Genomic DNA, 16,882 nt, shown 5'->3' on the forward strand with positions numbered 1-16,882 from the left:
AGTCTTGCTGCATGGCTGGGTACCTTCAGAGAGTCGTTGACCAAGAACTGGACGATCTGCTCGCCGAGCTGCCGGCGATCACCCTCGACGGTCCGAAGGGCGTCGGGAAGACCGAGACGGCAGTCCGGCGAGCACGGACAGTCCTCACGCTCGACGATCCTGGTCAGCGGGAGCTGCTGATTGCGGACCCGGGCCGGCTCGAGCGGGCCGCGCCGCCAGTGCTGGTGGACGAGTGGCAGCTCCACCCGCCGGTCTGGGACCTCGTCCGCCGCGGTGTCGACCGAGGAGCCGAGCCGGGTCGGTTCCTCCTGACCGGCAGCGCCAGCCCGATCGATGCCCCTACCCACTCTGGTGCCGGCCGGATCGTCAGGCTGCGAATGCGGCCGATGGCTCTGGCCGAGCGAGGCGTCGAGACGCCGACCGTCAGCCTTCGTGCGCTGTTGTCGGGTGCTCGCGATTCGGTCGAAGGGACGACGAACCTGGGCCTCGAGGCCTATGCCGAGGAGATCGTCAGCTCCGGATTTCCAGGTATCCGGCAACTTTCCGGACGTGCACGCCGCGCTCAGCTCGCCGGCTATCTGGAACGAATCGTCGAGCACGACTTTCCCGAACAAGGGCACCTGGTCCGACGTCCCGCCACCTTGCGGGCCTGGTTGGCGGCCTATGCCGCGGCGACCGCCACGACGACGTCGTACAACGCGATCCTCGATGCCGCCACAGCGGGCGACAGCGACAAGCCGGCGAAGACGACGACGATCGCCTATCGCGACATACTCAGTCAGCTGTGGCTGCTGGAATCTGTCGAAGCCTGGCTGCCGACGCGAAAGCAGCTCAATCGACTGGGCTCCGCGCCCAAACACCATCTCGCGGATCCTGCGCTCGCGGCCGCATTACTCGGAGCGGACACACGGGCGCTGCTGAACAACACCGTCGGAAAGCGTCCCCACGTTCGGGACGGCGTACTGCTCGGTCAGTTGTTCGAGTCGCTCGTGACGCTCGACCTCCAGGTCTACGCACAACCCGCCGAGGCCCAGGTCCGGCATCTGCGAACGAAGAATGGCGACCACGAAGTGGATCTGATCGTCGAGCGCCCCGACCGCCGAGTGCTGGGGATAGAGGTCAAGCTGGCGCCGGTAGTAACCGACGCCGATGTCAGGCACCTGCATTGGTTGCAGTCGCAGATCGGCGACGAGCTGGTGGACGCCGCCGTGATCTACACCGGTCCTGAGGCATATCGGCGTCAGGACGGGATCGCGGTAATTCCCGCGGCGCTCCTCGGCCCTTGATCCTCAGGGGACTGGGGTTCCTGGTGGGGTGCTGGACTGCTGCGTCGGGAATGGGGTGGTGGGGGTGCTGCTTGTTGGGAAGCTGGAGGTTGGAACGCTGCTCGTCGGGAAGGTCGGCGTGCTCGATGTCGGAGAGCTTGGGACGCTGCCGGTCGGGGAGCTGGATGTCGGGGAGCTGGAGCTCGGGGATCCTGGCGTCGGCGATCCGGGGGTTTGGGATGGCGAGCCGGTGGGGGACGGGAACGGGTTCTCCGGTGGTGGTGGGTAGAGCTGGTAGACGCGGACGCTGCCTAGTTGGAAGCGCAGCTCGGTCAGGCGGTCCAAGTTCTTCGGTGGTGCACTGACGCGCTCGTCCAGCAGCAGCCACTGCACGCCGTACTTGGTCCGCAGCGTCTCCAGGCTCTCCCGCGTCGGATCGCTGAACACCGCGTCGTTCAGCCGCAGCTTCTCCTGGTCCCAGTAGCTGCCCTGCACGCCCGCCGGGTACGTGTCGTCCACACGGCTCTGATAGGCCCAGCCCTGCACGAGCACCCGGCGTTCGGCGTACCCGGCGATCCAGTACGAGCCCGTGAGGCAGTGCGACGCGCGGGCCCGGTGACAGTGCAGGTTGGTGGCGATGCGGTCGTCGGACCCGGAGTTCCGCCGGATGAATCGTGCCGCCTCGATCCCGCCCGGTGCGATCGAGTCGTACTCCGTCAACGGCGAGGTGGCGAACTTCCGTACGGACGCCACCGTCGGCGACACCGTCGTACCCAGGAGGATCGCTACCGCGATGACAGCCCACGTACGCCGGGAGCCACGCAACACCAGCCCGAACACGCCAAGGCCGAGCAGTGCGATCGCCAGTGCGACCGCAACACCCTGTCCGAAGCAGTTGGTCGAAGTGCATGAGCTGTCCGACTGATGACGGCCCCAGTAGATCGCTGCCGCACCAATGGCCAACGCGATCGCAGCCACGTAGTACTGGCGGCCTTTGAGCGAGCCGAGACCCCAGGTGGCGAGCAGTACGCCGTAGATGAAGCCGGTGCGGATGAAGAACAGCTGGGTCTGACCCTCGTCGTACAACAGCGAAGCGCCCGCGATCGCGGCGCCGAAACCGAAGAGCAGGAACACCGGCATCGGGTCACGCCGGACCCGGCGCTTGATCAGCAGCGCACCGACCGCAGGCATAACCCAGCCGAGCACCACCACGACCGCGATCACCGGTACGGCGGACCCGCCACCCATCCGGTCCGCGAGGTGGTCGAAGGACGCCGCCGGGTCGAACTGCACGCTGGACGAGGAGCCTTGGAGAACAAGGAAGAACGTGACCGCGTACGCCGCCGCGACACCGATACCGAGTGCCAACGCTCGGAGGTTGAGCCGCCCGGCCCGGACCGTCAGGTAGATCCACGCAGCGGCCAGTCCGGTCGCATAGACCGGCAGTGTGGTCGCCTTCGTCAATGCGAGGGCCGCAATGAGCACTCCGGCCGCCACGTAGAGCCGGAGCAGCTGACCGCGGGTCTGATCGGGCTTGCGTCGCAACAACAGCGCAGTGACCGCCATGAGCGGCAGCAACAGCACTGTGGAGAACGCCTGCGGCGGATTGGTCAGCTGACCCAGTGAGAACGGCCCGTCCGCGAACACCCGATCCGAAACCGCCCACGGCCAAGGAACCAGGTCTCCAGCAGCCACGGTGAGCCCGGCCGCGATCGGTGCGGCCACAGCCCGCCCGGTGAGAACCATGCCGACCGCGGCAGCCCCCAGCACCGTCAACAGGATCCAGGCGAACGGCACCATCCGGTCCGTCAGTACGTCGAGCGGGACGCGCGTGATCCAGTGCGACGACGCGATGTGGTTGTACGCCGCCCAATGACTGGTCAGCCACTCGCCATCGGCGTACGGGATCCGTGGTGGGAAGTGATGGGTCAGCTCACTCGCCAGCGCGAGGTTGTGCGGCGCGTCCGTGTTCGTCCGGAGCGCGCTGGCTCCGTTGAGCGGGACGAGTTGCGAGCCGACCCGCACGAACCACGCGGCCGCGAAACCGACCGCGACCATCACACCGGCCGTCGACCACCACGGCGTCGGTCGCTCCGGCTGCGTCCATCGCGGCAGCGCCCGCCACATCCCGAACGCCAGCGCGGGCATCAGCAACGCCGCGAACGGCATGTCGAACAGCATCCCGATCGGATAGATCAGAGCCTCGACCGCCAGACCGAAGGCCGTACCCAGAACCACGTCCGCGGCGAACCAGCCGGTGCCCCCGGTGAGCCGGCGCCAGAACATCGTGCCCGGTACGACGATGACGACCAAGAGGTACGCGAGGTAGACGCCAGGCATCCAGGGCGGGTGCTCCTGCAACGCGACGAACCAGGCCAGCGGAAGCACCGGCAGACTCGCGATCGCCGCCAGGCGACGCCCACGCACGGCGGCTGCCCGCTTCCCCCGGCCTCTGATCATCGGGAAAGTGTATGAGCCGGACAAGTCGCGCTCGTGCACGGTGAGGCGTTTACCGCCAGGAGATTCCCCTTTACACTCAGTAATCTCCCAGACCCCGCCGTGCCCGGGAGGTCCGATGGTCGCCCTCCACATCGCCGGACTGCCGGTCGAGGAGGTCCTCCTCGCCGCCGTCGCTGCCGCGAGCCCACTGGTCGCTCTGGTCGGCTGGGAGCTCAGCTCCAGATTCAAACGCCTGAAAGCCCGGGTACGCCGCCAACCGGCTCCAACTGTTCAATCCGAAGAGCCACCCTGACCCGCCTCAGCCGCAAACCGAGGACGCTAGGCTTCGGGTTTATGAGTTCGGTGGCGCGGGGTCGGGTCAGGGAAATGATGGGTGAGGTGATGACGGCGCAGGGACGGACATTGCCGGCTGACGACGCGGCGGACCTGAGAGAGATCGGGTTCCGGTCGCTGGACTTCTCCGAGCTGGCCCTCCGGGTGGAGGACGAGATCGGTGACGAGCTGAACTTCGATGCCCCCGGGCTGCGCCGGATCGCCACTGTCGGCGACGTGCTGGACTTCATCGAGCAACTCCAGTCGGCGTGACAGCGTTGTGAGCACGCGCCGCCGGACCACCGCCCTGATCGGTGACGACAACACCGTCGTCGTCGCAGGTAAGCGCTTGACCTGGCGGACCTTGCACAAGCTGCCCCAACTGCCCTCACCGGCCGCCGTCCTGGTCGACAACGGCGCCGACGCCCTCGCCGCCCTGCGTCACCACGCGGTGCACGGCACCGAACTACTCGTTGCCACCGCATCCCGCGTCGACGAGCGGATGCGGGAGGAACTGGGTGAGTCAGGTTTCGCCATTGTTCTGCCCGATGGGGAAGTGACACCGGCCAGACTCAAGCGGGTCGAAGAGTCCGGCCGCGCCTGGCTGCTCACCTCCGGCTCGACCGGCCGCCCGAAGCGGATCGGCCACACCCTCGAGACCCTGACCACGGTCACCGGCGACCAGCCCGCGCGCACGTGGTTGCTGCCGTACTCACCCGGCACCTACGCCTGGTGGCAGGTCGTCACGCTCTCCCTGACCCACGCCGACCAAGGCATGGTCGTGATCGAGCCACACGAGCTGGAGGACTGGCCGGCCATCGCCGCCGAGCACGGCGTCACCGCAGCCTCCGGTACGCCGACCTTCTGGCGGCAGGCCGTCTACCGCGACGCCGACACCCTCGCCAAGGTCCCGCTCGAGCAGATCACGCTCGGTGGTGAGCCGGTCGACCAGGCGATCCTCGATCAGCTCCGCGAGATCTTCCCGACCACCCGGATCTCCTGGATCTATGCGTCCTCCGAGGTCGGCGCGTCGATCGTGGTCCACGACGGCAAGGCCGGCTTCCCGAAAGCCTGGCTGGAACGCAAGCCCGACCCGGACCGCCCGATCCTCCTCGTCGACGGCGACGAGTTGGTGATCCGTTCACCGCATCATGGCGCGGGCCTCGTCGGCGCCGTACACACCGGCGACCGGGTTGAGTTCGACGGTGACCGCGTGCTGATCACCGGGCGGCTGGACACCGACGAGATCAACGTCGGCGGTTCGAAGGTGTCGGCCGGAATCGTGCGTAGTGTGCTGATGGCTCATCCGGGTGTCGCCTGGGCGCGGGTGTTCGCCCGCAAGGCCCCACTCGTCGGCCGGATGGTCGCGGCCGAGGTGGTGCCGAACAAGGCGCTCGGCCCGATCACCGACGCCGACCTGGTGCAGTGGTGCTCGAGTCGCCTGCCGGACTACGGCGTACCGCGTCGGATCAAGTTCCTCGACCAGATCCCGCAGAAGGAAACCCTGAAGAGCGATGTCTGACCTCAACGTCCCGCCGGCGTCGGTAGTGCTGGTGTCGGGTGGTTCGCGCGGCCTCGGCCTGGCGATCGTCACCGACCTGCTCGCGGCCGGCCTGAAGGTCGCCGCCTTCGCCCGGACCGTGACCCCGGAGCTGGCCGCACTCGGCGAGAAGTACCCGGACCACCTGCACCACGGCTCCGTCGACATCAACGACTCTTCGGCCACCCAGGCGTTCGTCAAGGCCGTCGAGACCACGCTCGGCCCGATCGATGCCTTGGTCAACAATGCGGCGATCGGCCAGGATTCCCTGCACGTTCACACGTCGGCCGAGAATCTCGCCGCGATCATCCAGACCAACCTGACTGCGCCGCTCGTGCTGACCCGGTTCGTCCTGCGCCGCCTGCTGGCGAAGGGTTTGAAGGGCCGGATCGTCAACGTCACCTCGATCTGCGCCCAGCGCGGCTACCCGGGTCTGGTCGCCTACTCCGCCACCAAAGGCGGGATGGACGCAGCCACCCGTTCACTCGCTCGTGAACTCGGCGGCCGCGTCCTTGCGAACGCGGTCGCGCCCGGCTTCTTCGCCTCGGAGATGTCCGCGGTCCTCGGCCCGACCCAGCTCGATCAGATCGTCCGCCGTACGCCGACCGGTCACCTGACCGAACCGGATGACGTCGTACCGGTCGTCCGGATGCTGCTCCTCGACAACACGAACATCAACGGCCAGGTCCTGGTCATCGACGGAGCAGCATCCATCTGAACGCTAGGCCGGCTTGATGTTCGCGTTCCGGTGGAAGAGGTTCTGCGGGTCGTACGTCGCCTTGATCGCAGCCAACCGTTCGTACTTCGATCCGTACGACGCCCGCACCCGATCGTCCACGCCCGCATCACTGATCGCGTTGACGTAACTCCCGATGCCACGGCTCATCGGCACCAGCGCATCCCAGAAGGACCGTGTCCACGCGCGGTCGTGCTCGAGCAGCTCCGGCGTCGGACACACCGCGACGATGAACCCGGCCCAGCCAGGCGCCCGGCTACCGCTGAACGCGGTCGCGTCCTCCGGCACCGTCGAGAACGCCTTGTCGAGACGGTAGAACAACACGACGGAGCCTGGCGAAGCCTTCAACGGTACGTGTTCGGTGATTACGTCGATCGCTTCGTCGGTGAATTCGTCGAGGTAGAAGCCCTTGTCGTACGCGTGAAATCCCCACGCGTTCGGCTCATCCAGCATCTGCTGCAGAGCGACGTACGGCATCGGGCTTGCGAACTCGACTGCCGGCGGCAGCGCGGACCGGATCTCGTCCATCACCTGCGCGTGTTCTTCGGCCGACCCGAAACCCGTGACAATCAAGGCATACCCCGGTTTGAAGTGGTACTCCGCTGGCACGAACGGCGCGGGTGGAGCGTTCACCGCACCGATGACGATATTCACCTCGTCCGGAAGTTTTGCGACCACCTCGCGGGCCGTCCGCAGTACGTCGGCACCTTGCTCGAGCCCCCAGAACGCCAGGCCGAACTGGATCATCGGGCCGGCCTCATGCAGCCGGAACTCGAACTCCGTCACCACACCGAAGTTCCCGCCGCCACCACGGATCGCCCAGAACAGCTCCGGGTTCTCCTGCTCGGAAGCGCGCCGGATCTCCCCGTCCGCGGTGACGATCTGCACGGACTCCAGGTTGTCGATGCTGAGCCCGAACTTGCGGGTCAGCCACCCCATGCCGCCGCCCAGGGTGAGACCGCCGACCCCGGTATGGCTGATCATCCCGGCCGGTGTGGCCAGGCCGTACTCCTGCGTCGCCGCGTCGAGCTGGCCGAGCAGCGCGCCACCGCCGATCCGGGCCAGCTTCGCCTCCGGGTCGACCGTCACCTCGTTGAGCAGGCTGAGGTCGATCATCAGCCCGTCGTCGACCACACTCGACCCGCCCGGGCTGTGCGCGCCACCACGGACCGCGATCTCCAGTCCGTGGTCGCGCGCGAACAGCACGGCCCGACTCACATCGGCCGCGCTCCGGCAGCGAACGATCACCGCCGGATGACGGTCGATCGCCGCGTTCCAGACCAGCCGGGCCTCGTCGTACCCGGGGTCGTCGGGACCGAGAACCGGTCCTTCGTTCGTCGTCCGCAAATCTCCGATGCCGCTGTCGGCAAGCTGAGTCATGCCGTTGCCCTCCCCCTGAGAGTCCCCTTCTTCGGAGGATCATCCCGGAGCGGGCTTAAAGCAACCTTCAGAACGCCGGCTTGATGTTCTGGTTGCGGTGGAAGACGTTGTCCGGGTCGTACTTCGCCTTGACTAGTTGAAGACGCTCGTACTTGTCGCCGTACGCGGCCCGGATCCGGTCCTCCTCGGCTTCGGTCATCCCGTTCACATAGCTGCCGATGCCGACCGTGTGCGATTGCAGCGCGTCCCAGAACGACCGCACCCAGGCACGTTCCGCGTCCTGCAGTTCCGGCACCGGGCTGATCGCGACCATGAATATCGCGTACCGGTCGGTGCGGCCGCCGCCGAAGGCCGTGGCGTTCTCGGGTACGGCGGAGTACGCGCGATCGAGCCGGTAGATCAGGGTCGCCGACAACGGAGAGTTCTTCCTGGGCACGTGTTCGGTGATCACCTCGATCGCCCCGTCGGTCAGGTCCTCGAGGTAGCTGCCCTTCTCGTAGCAGTACTGCCCCCAGCGGTTGGGCTCGTCGAGTGACTTCTGCAGGGCGACGTACGGCATCGGCGTCGCGAACTCGAACAGCGGCGGCAGGGTGGTGCGGATCCTCTCCAATACCTCGGCGTGCTGCTCGGCCGTGCCGAATCCGACGACAACCAGACCGTAGCCGGGCTGGAAGTGGTTCTCCGTCGGCACGAACGGCGCCGGCGGTGCGTTCAGACAGGCGATCACCACGTTGAGGTCGGTCGGCAGTGTCGGGATCAGCTCGCGCGCCATCCGCAGTACGTCGGCGCCCTGGTCGAGCCCCCAGAACTGCAGGCCGTACTGGATCATCGGGCCGACCTCGTTCAGCCGGAACTCGAACTCCGTCACCACGCCGAAGTTGCCACCGCCACCACGGACGGCCCAGAACAGCTCGGGATTCTCGTCCTCGTCGGCATGCAGGATGCTGCCGTCGGCGGTGACGATCCGGACCGACTCGAGGTTGTCGATGCTGAGCCCGAACTGCCGGGTCAGCCAGCCCATCCCGCCGCCGAGCGTCAGTCCGCCGACGCCGGTGTGGCTGATCATCCCGGCCGGTACGGCGAGGCCGTACCGCTGTGTGGCTGCGTCGAGATCGGCCAGCTTCGCGCCCCCGCCGACCCGGGCCCGGCGCGTCTCCGGGTCAACGGTCACCTGGTTCAGCAGGCTCAGGTCGATCATCAGGCCGTCGTCGACCGACGACGCCCCGGACATACTGTGCGAGCCACCCCGGACGGCAATCTCAAGCCCCTCGGCCACGCCGAACCGAACCGCAGCCTGCACATCCTCGGCACTCCGTACTTGCGCGATCACCGCCGGCCGACGGTCGTGCTGCGCGTTCCAGAGCCGGCGGGCGTCGTCGTACCCCTCGCTGGACGGTTCGAGGACGGGGCCGCTGAGGGTCGCCCGAAGCTCGTCGACAGTCTGTGTCATGGTTCCTCCCCGAAGTCGTCCCGCCAGCCTAGGTAACCGCTCCGCCATGGGCACGGTCCTTTCGGGCAAACCTTCGTGCGTCGTCTGTCAGAATTGTCCGAGTGAGCGACGACAAGATCCTGCGATTGTTACCGATCGCGGCGACCGTCGTTGCCCAGCATGACGATCGCGCCGACGCGGAACTGGCCCGGCTCGGTGCGTACGACGAACGCGACCAGGCGCAGGTGGATCGTTGCCTGCAAGCGTTCCTGACCGGCCTGCTCCGCACCACCTGGGAGCGCGGCTGGGCGCCCGCGGACGTAGTCCAGCACAGTCGCCGCGACCTGGACCCGGGCGTCGAGCCGCTGCTGCTCGCCGCAATCTCCGCCGAACACCAGGGCTACCGGGCCGACACCGTCGACCCTCGGTGGCTCGACCAGCTGACCGATCTCGGCGTACCGCAGCCCTTCACCGAACTGACGCTCACGACCTGGGCGGCCTCCGCGCGCGTCGGCCGCTATCTGACCCTTCACCACGCCCTGTCGCTGGGCGGCTTCCTCCAGTCGTTGCCGATTCTTGCCCGGCTCTACCCATTGCCTGGTACGCCGGTCCGTTCGGAGCATCACGTCGTACCAGGCAGCGCGAAGATGCTGGCGCGGATCCGGCGGTTGCTCGCGAAGGCGGAGGCGACCGAGTTCCCGGATGAGGCGGAAGCCCTGTCCGGCAAGGCGCAGGAGTTGATGGCGAAGTTCTCCCTCGACAGCGCGTTGGTCGAGGCCGCCGAGGTGGAGATCCCGGACGACTCCGCCGGTCGCCGGATCTGGGTCGAGACGCCGTACGTCTCCGCCAAGGCGCAGCTGGTCGGAGCCGTGGCATCCGCCAACCGCTGTCGTACGGTCGTGATCGAAGACCTGGCTGTGGTCACGATCATCGGCGCCGACCTGGACCTGCAGCACACCGAGATCCTCAGTACATCCCTGCTGGTACAGGCGAATCGCGCAATGCTCGCTGCGGGCAAACACATTGGTCATCGGGGTGAGTCCAGGACCCGCTCGTTCCGGCAGTCGTTCCTGATGGCGTATGCGCAGCGGATCGGCGAGCGGTTGGAGGCGGCCACAGCCGCGACCGAGGCCGCCGTACCCGAGGCCGATGCGGACCGGCTGCTGCCGGTGCTGGCGAAACGAGAGGAGCAGGTGGACGCCTTGTTCACCAAGCTGTTTCCGAACACCACGACCCGGCGGACCCGGATCACGAACGGCGCCGGCTGGCATGCCGGCCTGACCGCGGCCGACCAGGCTCAGCTCGACGCCAGGCGGCAGGTCCGCCGGTGAAGGCGCACGAGACCACGATTCCCGGCGTACTGCGGATCGAGCTCGACGTGCAGCCCAACGACGACGGCTGGTTCAAGGAGAACTTCCACGCCGGGAAGCTGGCAGATCTGGGCATGGAGGTCTGTCAGCACAACGTCGCCCACTTCTCCGCGGCCGGGATCGTCCGCGGCATCCACGCGGAGCCGTGGGAGAAGTATCTGTCGCCGTCGGCCGGGCGGATGTTCGTCGCTCTGGTGGAGCTGCGCGATACCGAGACCTTCGGCCGGGTGGAGACGTTCGAGCTGGGTCCGGAGCAGGCTCTCTACGTGCCGCGCGGTGTGGGGAACTCCTTCTGCACGCTGGAGCCGCACACGATCTACAACTTCCTGGTGAACGAGTTCTGGTCCCCGGAGCGTGTCACGGTCGACCTGTTCGACCCGGTGCTGGCGATCGAGTGGCCGTATCCGCGGGAGCAGCTGAGCTACACCGAGCGCGACGCCGCCAACCCGTCGCTCGACCAGGTCCGGGGCAGCGTCAGGACGCAGCGGGCCTGAGGCCGCACAGGACGATGTCGAGCAAGCGCTGCGCCTGCTCCGGCTCGATGTCCCGGCCCATGTTGATGCCGCCGACCAGCCGCATCACGTCGGCCAGCTCGAGCTCCGACCGCACTTCACCGGCCGCTTTCGCCTTGTCCAGCAGGAGTTGCCCGGCCTCCTGCACGTTCACCTTGCACACCTTGAAGAACGGCGAGTCCTTGCCCAGGGCAATCGTTAGCTCGCCGGCCAGACTGCCTTTCGACAATCCGTACCCGAGGAAGCTACGCAGCCAGGCCGCCAGCGCCTCGAACGGCTCCAGGTCCCGATCGAAGTCGTACGCGCGGTCGCACACGGACTGGATCTCGTCGACGTAGACCGCCTCGAGCAAGGCGGTCCGGCTCGGAAACCGGCGGTACAGCGTGCCGATGCCGACGCCGGCCCGGCGGGCGATGTCCTCCAGCGAGGTGTCCGTGCCGTGCTCGGCGAACGCCTCCCGGGCGGCCGTCACCAGCAGGTCGTAGTTCCGGGCCGCGTCCGCGCGGGTCGGCCGTGTCGACGGCAACGGTTGCGGTGCCATCCGGCCTCCTCACTGTCTGCAGCGACCCTACCGCTCGAAATCCTCCCCAGAATATCGCTTGCCAAAGCGGAGGTGGCCTCCGTATCGTATCCGGAGGAGCGCTCCGCTTTCTGTCTCAACTGTAGCCCCTCCGGGGTAAGGAGCAATATGTCGGCAACAGCCGCGGCGCCGGCCGGCGCCACCTCCGGTACGCCCGCTCGGCGGCCGGGGGTCGTCCTCGCGATCATTCTGATCACCCAGCTGATGGTGGTGCTGGATGCCACCGTCGTGAACATCGCGATGCCCCACATCCAGCAGACCCTTCACTTCAGTCCGTCCAGCCTGTCCTGGGTGCAGAACGCCTACGCGCTCGCGTTCGGCGGGCTCCTCCTGCTCGGCGCCCGCGCCGGCGACCTCCTCGGCCGCAGGCGGGTGTTCCTCACCGGCGTCATCGTCTTCACGCTCGCTTCGCTGCTCGGCGGTCTCGCACCGAACGCCGAACTGCTGCTCGCTGCCCGGGTCCTGCAGGGAATCGGTGGCGCGGTCGCGGCACCGGCAGCCTTGACCCTGCTCATGCTCACCTTCCGCGAAGGCCCGGACCGGATGAAGGCGCTCGGCTTGTACAGCCTGGTGTCGTCCGGCGGCGGCAGCGTCGGCCTGGTGCTCGGGGGCATGCTGACGGACTGGGCCTCCTGGCGCTGGGGTCTGTTCATCAACGTGCCGATCGGAATCGGCCTGGTCTTCGCGGCCCGCCAGGTCCTGACCGAGACCGCACCGGAGACCGGCCGGTTCGATGTGGCCGGGGCGCTCACCTCGACGCTCGGCATCACCTCGCTCGTCTACGGCTTCATCCGGGTCGCGGACGCCGGTTGGACGTCGGCCGAGGTGCTGGCCGCGTTCGCGGTCGGGGTGGTCCTGCTGGTCTCGTTCGTCCTGATCGAGCGCCGGGTCAGCCACCCGATCGTGCCGCTGCGGCTGTTCCGGTCCGCGCACCGGTCGACGTCGTACCTGACCATGCTGCTGGTGGTCGGGACGATGTTCGGGATGTTCTTCTTCCTGACGCAGTACCTGCAGGGCGTGCTCGAACTCAGCCCGCTGGCGGCGGGTCTGGCCTTCCTGCCGCTGACCGGCCTGTTGTTCGCCTCGTCGCGAATCGTGCCGCGGCTGATCACCCGGATCGACAGCGCGAAGCTGATGCTGACCGGATCGACCCTGGTCGCGCTGGGCACGCTGTGGCTGACCCGATTGGATGCCAACAGCACCTATCTGGCCAACGTGGTCGGTCCGCTCGTGTTGTTCGGCGCGGGTGCGGGCATGATCTTCATCCCGCTGGTCGGCCGCGCGATCTCCGGTGTCGCACCGGAGGACGCAGGCGCCGCCTCCGGCATGCTGAACGTGGTCCAGCAGGTCGGCGGCGCACTCGGCCTCGGCATCCTGGTCACCATCTTCGGCACCGCCAGCCGCAACTCGACCGCAACCATCCCTCGAGGAGTCCTGGTCGACGGCGTACACGCCGCCTTCCTCGGCTCCCTCACCTATGCAGTCCTGACCCTCGCCATGATCATCATCAGCGTCCGCCCGTGGACCTGGGGACGCCGGGTCACAACGGAAGTGAGTACGTGATCCACTTGCTGTGTTGGGTGAAGCCGAGGGATTCGTAGAGGCCTAGGGCGCCGGTGGGGTTGTCGGCGTCGACGCCGAGGGACGCGCGCTGGAAGCCGTCGCGTGCGCCCTCGGCGAGGACCTTTGCCAGGGCAGCGCGAGCCAGTCCTCGGCCCCGGTACGCGCGTCGCGTCCCGACCTGACCGATGTACAGATCCCGGAACCCGGTCACCTCCGTGTCGGCCTCCCACTCGTAGCCGAGGACGTAGGCGGCGATGGTCTCGCCGTCCAGGACGACGTACGACACGTTGCTGCGGAAGGCGCGGGCTCCGGTGAACCAGGCCTTCCAGCTCTCCCGATCACGCGGGGTCGAGCCCCAGTGATCCTGGAAGGCCTCGTTGTGGCTCACCCGGGTCGCCTCGTCGAGGGACGGGTCGAACAGTTGGAGGCGGAACCCCTCCGGCAGCGCGGCTTCCGGCACCGGCTGGTCCAGCGGGCGTTTCATGTCGAAGAAGTACCGGGACTCCTCGAAGCCGAGCTTGCGCAGCATGTGGTGCGCACCGACGTTCGTGGTGATCGAGCCGCCGCTGACCACGCCGGGCACGTCCGGGTGCTTGGCGGCGTGCATTTCGCCGGCCCGCTGGATCAGCCAGTGCATCAGCGTCGTACCCAGGCCGCGCCGGCGCCACTCCGGATGAATGGTGCCCTCGGTCCGGACCCGGTCGACATCGACCACGGTCGGGGAGCTCTGTGCCTTCGCGAAGCCGACCATCCGCCCGTCGGCCCACAGACCGAGGGTGTCGTTGGCCGCGTCCAGATGCGGGTCGTCCAGTTCCTCGAGCAGGTCGTCGGCGTTGTAGTTCTCGCCTTCCTGGTCGACCTTCTCCCGTGCGGCCAGCAACTCCGCCCACGCCTCCGCGTCGCCCTTCTCGATCGGGCGCGCGGCAATCCCCTCCGGCCAGTCCATGGCTCGAAGGTACGGCGTACCGCCCGGCGACGGCACCCGAATTACTTCATCATTTGTTCACAGAGCCAGCGCACGGCCAGCGGGTAGCGGTACTCGATCCCGCCGTGCGTGCCCTCGAACAGCTCGAAGTGGGTCCGATCGTCGGGCAGACCGGCCTGCTGAGCGGCCCGGTGGAACGCGGTGGCGCCGAAGTCGAGGAAGTACTCGTCCTGCTTGCCCGCGTCGATCCAGACGGCGCGCAGTGAGCGGACGGCCTCGGCGTACTGCGGTTTGCGGACCATCTCGACCGGGTCCCAGGCCAGCCAGCGGTCCCAGATCTCCGGGATGACCTCGCCCCGATCGTCGAACGGCAGCAGCACCGTGCCGTCGGGCTCGGCCGAGTACGCCGAGGAGTAGCCGTACATCTCCATCAGATGCAGGTCCTCGTTCGTGGTCCGGCCGGCCTTGCCGGCGATGTACTCGAAGAACTTCTCGTAGCTGCCGTCGTACTTGTCCCGCAGCGTCCGGGCGCGCTCCGCGAACTCGCCCCGGTAGCAGACGTTGAAGGCCGCGTCACCGGCGTGCGTCGCCAGCGCGCCGAACACATCCGGGCGCAGCAACGGCGTCACCATCGCCGTGTACCCGCCACTCGACTTGCCCGTGACAGCCCGGTGATCGCGGTCCGCGATGGTCCGGTACGTCGCATCCACCCACGGCACGATCTCTTCACACAGGTACGAGTGGTACTGCCCGGTGCCGGGGGAGTCGAGGCACTGGCTGCCGCCGTACCTGGTCCAGGAGTCGACGAACACCACGACAGCCGGAGGTACGTCGCCGGCCGCGAACATCGCGTCGAGCAGCTCCGGGAACGGCTGCCGGAACGGCACCCGGTTGAACCACATCCCGATGTGCCCGGTGTAGCCCATCGTCACGTAGATGGTGGGATAACGCTGGTCCGAGTCGTCGTACCCGGGTGGCACGTAGACGAGCACCGGCCGTTCGTGCGGATCGCCGAGCGGGTTCCCACGCAGCAAATCGCTCTCGTAGGTGTGCTCCTCGAACCGGCCGGCAAGCTCCGCGGACCACGGCAACATGGGCATCCTCCGTCACATGGCGTCTGTTCACATCGCGTCTGGGGCCTCGATACCGAGCAGGCCGAGTCCATCCTGCAACACTTTCCGGGTCGCGGTGCAGAGCGCGATCCGGCTTGCTCTGGTTTCGCCTTCGCTGGTCAGAACCGGGCACTGCTCGTAGAACGTGGACAGGGCGGCGGCGACCTCGTACAGGTAGGTGCAGAGCCGATGCGGCTGGAGCGTCTCGGCGACCTGAGCGACGGTCGCGGCGAAACCGGTGAGGAGGAGTGCCAACCGCTCCTCGGCCGGGTCCTTGAGCTCGATCACCTCACCGCCCTGCGAGCCGGCCTTGGCGAGGAGCCGGGTCAGCCGGGCGTGGGCGTACTGCAGGTACGGGCCGGTGTTGCCGGTCATCGCGACCATCCGGTCCAGATCGAAGACGTAGTCGTTACCCCGGTCGCTGGACAGGTCGGCGTACTTGACGGCCCCGATTCCCACCGCCCGCGCGGTCGCCTGACGATCGATGCCCTCCCGGCCCTCGAGTAGCACATCCGCCCGCTCGACCGCGTCGTTCAGCAGAGCGGTCAGCTTGATCGTCCCGCCTGCCCTCGTTTTGAAGGGCTTTCCGTTCGGGCCGAGAACGGTTCCGAAGGAGACGTGTTCAGCTGGAATTGCCGCCGGCAACCATCCCGCGGTCCGTGCCAGCGTGAAGATCTGGTCGAAGTGCAGGGCCTGCCGGTGGTCGACGACGTACACGATCCGGTTCGCGTGCAGGGTGTTCACCCGGTGCCGGATGGCGGCGAGGTCGGTCGCGCTGTAGCCGAAACCGCCGTCGGACTTCCGTACGATCACCGGCAGCGGTTGGTTGTCTCTCCCCGTGAAGCCGGGCAGGAACGCACAGAGGGCGCCGTCCGACACGGTCAGCAGACCCTGTGCCTGCAGTTCGTCGACGATGGTCGGGAGATCGTCGTTGTAGGCACTCTCGCCCACGACGTCGGTCCGCTCCAGGTTGGAACCGAGGAGCGCGTACACCTGCTCGAAGTCGTCCAGCGAGACGTCGACCATCCGCCGCCAGATCGCCCGCGTCCCGGGATCACCCGACTGCAGCAGCACGACCCGTCTCCGGGACAGGTCGGCGAAGGTGCCGTCGGCATCGAAGTGCTTCCGGCTCCGCTCGTACAGCAGCTGCAATCCCTGCAGGTCAAGGGATTGCGCGTCGAGTTCTTCCACGAGCAGTTGCTCGATCATCATGCCGTACTGCGTGCCCCAGTCGCCGACGTGGTTCTGCCGGACGACGTCGTACCCGACGTACCGCAGGACGTTGCAGAGGGCGTCGCCGATCACCGTGGACCGCAGGTGGCCGACGTGCATCTGCTTGGCGACGTTCGGCTGCGAGTAGTCGATGACGACCCGTTGGCCGTTGCTCGTGAAGCTCTCCGACTGGTTGACGGCCGCCGCGAGCGTCGCCGGGCGGAGGGTCAGGTTGATGAAGCCGGGTCCCGCGATCGAGGGCACTTCGCAGAGATCGTCGATCTCGAGGGCCTCGACCAACCGGGCGGCGACGTCTCGCGGTGACTGGTGCAGCAGGTTGGCGAGCCGGAGCGCGAGGTTGGTCTGGTAGTGCCCGAACTCGGGCTTGGTCGCCGACCGCAGTTCGGGATCGAGGTCGGCGTACCCCAAGGCCTTGGCGGCGGTGGAGAGTCTGGTGGCCAGGACAGGCAGAAGAGCGGACATGAG

At 67.6% G+C, this 16,882-nt stretch carries 15 protein-coding genes; 8 read left to right on the plus strand and 7 right to left on the minus strand.

What is annotated here, in order from left to right:
- Positions 1 to 11 precede the first annotated feature (11 nt).
- Positions 12 to 1,286 (plus strand): DUF4143 domain-containing protein, encoded by a 1,275-nt coding sequence (locus tag AB0L70_RS08200; protein WP_363681370.1) that lies wholly within the window; start codon positions 12 to 14, stop codon positions 1,284 to 1,286.
- A gap of 3 nt (positions 1,287 to 1,289) precedes the next feature.
- On the opposite strand, the gene AB0L70_RS08205 is transcribed toward AB0L70_RS08200, so the two are convergent.
- The gene (locus tag AB0L70_RS08205) at positions 1,290 to 3,725 is read right to left on the minus strand and encodes a hypothetical protein (RefSeq protein WP_363681372.1); all 2,436 of its coding nucleotides are present in this window, start codon (positions 3,723 to 3,725) and stop codon (positions 1,290 to 1,292) included.
- A 115-nt stretch (positions 3,726 to 3,840) separates the two neighbouring features.
- On the opposite strand from AB0L70_RS08205, the gene AB0L70_RS08210 reads away from it, so the two are divergent.
- From AB0L70_RS08210 to AB0L70_RS08225, 4 genes are all read left to right on the plus strand, one after another.
- Positions 3,841 to 4,017: a hypothetical protein gene (locus AB0L70_RS08210; protein WP_363681374.1), complete on the plus strand. Its 177-nt coding sequence runs from the start codon at positions 3,841 to 3,843 to the stop codon at positions 4,015 to 4,017.
- An 89-nt stretch (positions 4,018 to 4,106) separates the two neighbouring features.
- Positions 4,107 to 4,310 carry an acyl carrier protein gene (locus AB0L70_RS08215; RefSeq protein ID WP_363681376.1) on the plus strand — a complete coding sequence of 68 codons (204 nt, stop codon included), beginning with the start codon at positions 4,107 to 4,109 and terminating at the stop codon, positions 4,308 to 4,310.
- Between the two features lie 7 nt (positions 4,311 to 4,317).
- Positions 4,318 to 5,559 (plus strand): class I adenylate-forming enzyme family protein, encoded by a 1,242-nt coding sequence (locus AB0L70_RS08220; RefSeq protein ID WP_363681378.1) that lies wholly within the window; start codon positions 4,318 to 4,320, stop codon positions 5,557 to 5,559.
- Positions 5,552 to 6,295, plus strand: coding sequence for an SDR family NAD(P)-dependent oxidoreductase (locus tag AB0L70_RS08225; protein ID WP_363681380.1), 744 nt, complete (start codon positions 5,552 to 5,554; stop codon positions 6,293 to 6,295). Before AB0L70_RS08220 ends, AB0L70_RS08225 begins: the two co-directional genes overlap by 8 nt.
- 3 nt (positions 6,296 to 6,298) lie before the next feature.
- Here AB0L70_RS08225 and AB0L70_RS08230 read toward each other — a convergent pair whose 3' ends face one another.
- Positions 6,299 to 7,693, minus strand: coding sequence for an FAD-binding oxidoreductase (locus tag AB0L70_RS08230; RefSeq protein WP_363681382.1), 1,395 nt, complete (start codon positions 7,691 to 7,693; stop codon positions 6,299 to 6,301).
- Between the two features lie 67 nt (positions 7,694 to 7,760).
- On the minus strand, positions 7,761 to 9,143 hold the full coding sequence (locus AB0L70_RS08235; protein ID WP_363681384.1) for an FAD-binding oxidoreductase: 1,383 nt from the start codon (positions 9,141 to 9,143) through the stop codon (positions 7,761 to 7,763).
- Between the two features lie 101 nt (positions 9,144 to 9,244).
- On the opposite strand from AB0L70_RS08235, the gene AB0L70_RS08240 reads away from it, so the two are divergent.
- Positions 9,245 to 10,453: a DUF2786 domain-containing protein gene (locus AB0L70_RS08240; RefSeq protein ID WP_363681386.1), complete on the plus strand. Its 1,209-nt coding sequence runs from the start codon at positions 9,245 to 9,247 to the stop codon at positions 10,451 to 10,453.
- The gene (locus AB0L70_RS08245) at positions 10,450 to 10,986 is read left to right on the plus strand and encodes a dTDP-4-dehydrorhamnose 3,5-epimerase family protein (protein ID WP_363681388.1); all 537 of its coding nucleotides are present in this window, start codon (positions 10,450 to 10,452) and stop codon (positions 10,984 to 10,986) included. The genes AB0L70_RS08240 and AB0L70_RS08245 overlap by 4 nt, the downstream gene beginning before the upstream one ends.
- On the opposite strand, the gene AB0L70_RS08250 is transcribed toward AB0L70_RS08245, so the two are convergent.
- Positions 10,967 to 11,545, minus strand: a complete 579-nt coding sequence (locus tag AB0L70_RS08250; protein WP_363681390.1) for a helix-turn-helix domain-containing protein — start codon at positions 11,543 to 11,545, stop codon at positions 10,967 to 10,969. The two genes, AB0L70_RS08245 and AB0L70_RS08250, sit on opposite strands and share 20 nt — an antisense overlap.
- A 147-nt stretch (positions 11,546 to 11,692) precedes the next feature.
- On the opposite strand from AB0L70_RS08250, the gene AB0L70_RS08255 reads away from it, so the two are divergent.
- Entirely contained in the window at positions 11,693 to 13,147 is a 1,455-nt protein-coding gene (locus AB0L70_RS08255; RefSeq protein WP_363681392.1) for an MFS transporter, read from the plus strand.
- On the opposite strand, the gene AB0L70_RS08260 is transcribed toward AB0L70_RS08255, so the two are convergent.
- The 3 genes from AB0L70_RS08260 to argS are packed head-to-tail and all read right to left on the minus strand — an operon-like array spanning position 13,125 to position 16,879.
- Positions 13,125 to 14,093 carry a GNAT family N-acetyltransferase gene (locus AB0L70_RS08260; RefSeq protein WP_363681394.1) on the minus strand — a complete coding sequence of 323 codons (969 nt, stop codon included), beginning with the start codon at positions 14,091 to 14,093 and terminating at the stop codon, positions 13,125 to 13,127. The two genes, AB0L70_RS08255 and AB0L70_RS08260, sit on opposite strands and share 23 nt — an antisense overlap.
- 41 nt (positions 14,094 to 14,134) lie before the next feature.
- Positions 14,135 to 15,166, minus strand: coding sequence for an alpha/beta hydrolase-fold protein (locus tag AB0L70_RS08265; RefSeq protein ID WP_363681396.1), 1,032 nt, complete (start codon positions 15,164 to 15,166; stop codon positions 14,135 to 14,137).
- A 27-nt stretch (positions 15,167 to 15,193) separates the two neighbouring features.
- Entirely contained in the window at positions 15,194 to 16,879 is a 1,686-nt protein-coding gene (gene argS / locus AB0L70_RS08270; protein WP_363681399.1) for an arginine--tRNA ligase, read from the minus strand.
- Between the last annotated feature and the right edge of the window lie 3 nt (positions 16,880 to 16,882).

This window comes from Kribbella sp. NPDC051952 (assembly GCF_040680855.1).
GTDB lineage: Bacteria > Actinomycetota > Actinomycetes > Propionibacteriales > Kribbellaceae > Kribbella.

Excerpts from the sequence above, each read along its gene's own strand:
- AB0L70_RS08200 (WP_363681370.1), top strand. The coding sequence starts at position 12 with ATGGCTGGGTACCTTCAGAGAGTCGTTGACCAAGAACTGGACGATCTG.
- AB0L70_RS08205 (WP_363681372.1), bottom strand. The coding sequence starts at position 3,725 with ATGATCAGAGGCCGGGGGAAGCGGGCAGCCGCCGTGCGTGGGCGTCGC.
- AB0L70_RS08210 (WP_363681374.1), top strand. The coding sequence starts at position 3,841 with ATGGTCGCCCTCCACATCGCCGGACTGCCGGTCGAGGAGGTCCTCCTC.
- AB0L70_RS08215 (WP_363681376.1), top strand. The coding sequence starts at position 4,107 with ATGACGGCGCAGGGACGGACATTGCCGGCTGACGACGCGGCGGACCTG.
- AB0L70_RS08225 (WP_363681380.1), top strand. The coding sequence starts at position 5,552 with ATGTCTGACCTCAACGTCCCGCCGGCGTCGGTAGTGCTGGTGTCGGGT.
- AB0L70_RS08230 (WP_363681382.1), bottom strand. The coding sequence starts at position 7,693 with ATGACTCAGCTTGCCGACAGCGGCATCGGAGATTTGCGGACGACGAAC.
- AB0L70_RS08235 (WP_363681384.1), bottom strand. The coding sequence starts at position 9,143 with ATGACACAGACTGTCGACGAGCTTCGGGCGACCCTCAGCGGCCCCGTC.
- AB0L70_RS08250 (WP_363681390.1), bottom strand. The coding sequence starts at position 11,545 with ATGGCACCGCAACCGTTGCCGTCGACACGGCCGACCCGCGCGGACGCG.
- AB0L70_RS08255 (WP_363681392.1), top strand. The coding sequence starts at position 11,693 with ATGTCGGCAACAGCCGCGGCGCCGGCCGGCGCCACCTCCGGTACGCCC.
- AB0L70_RS08260 (WP_363681394.1), bottom strand. The coding sequence starts at position 14,093 with ATGGACTGGCCGGAGGGGATTGCCGCGCGCCCGATCGAGAAGGGCGAC.
- AB0L70_RS08265 (WP_363681396.1), bottom strand. The coding sequence starts at position 15,166 with ATGTTGCCGTGGTCCGCGGAGCTTGCCGGCCGGTTCGAGGAGCACACC.
- argS (WP_363681399.1), bottom strand. The coding sequence starts at position 16,879 with ATGTCCGCTCTTCTGCCTGTCCTGGCCACCAGACTCTCCACCGCCGCC.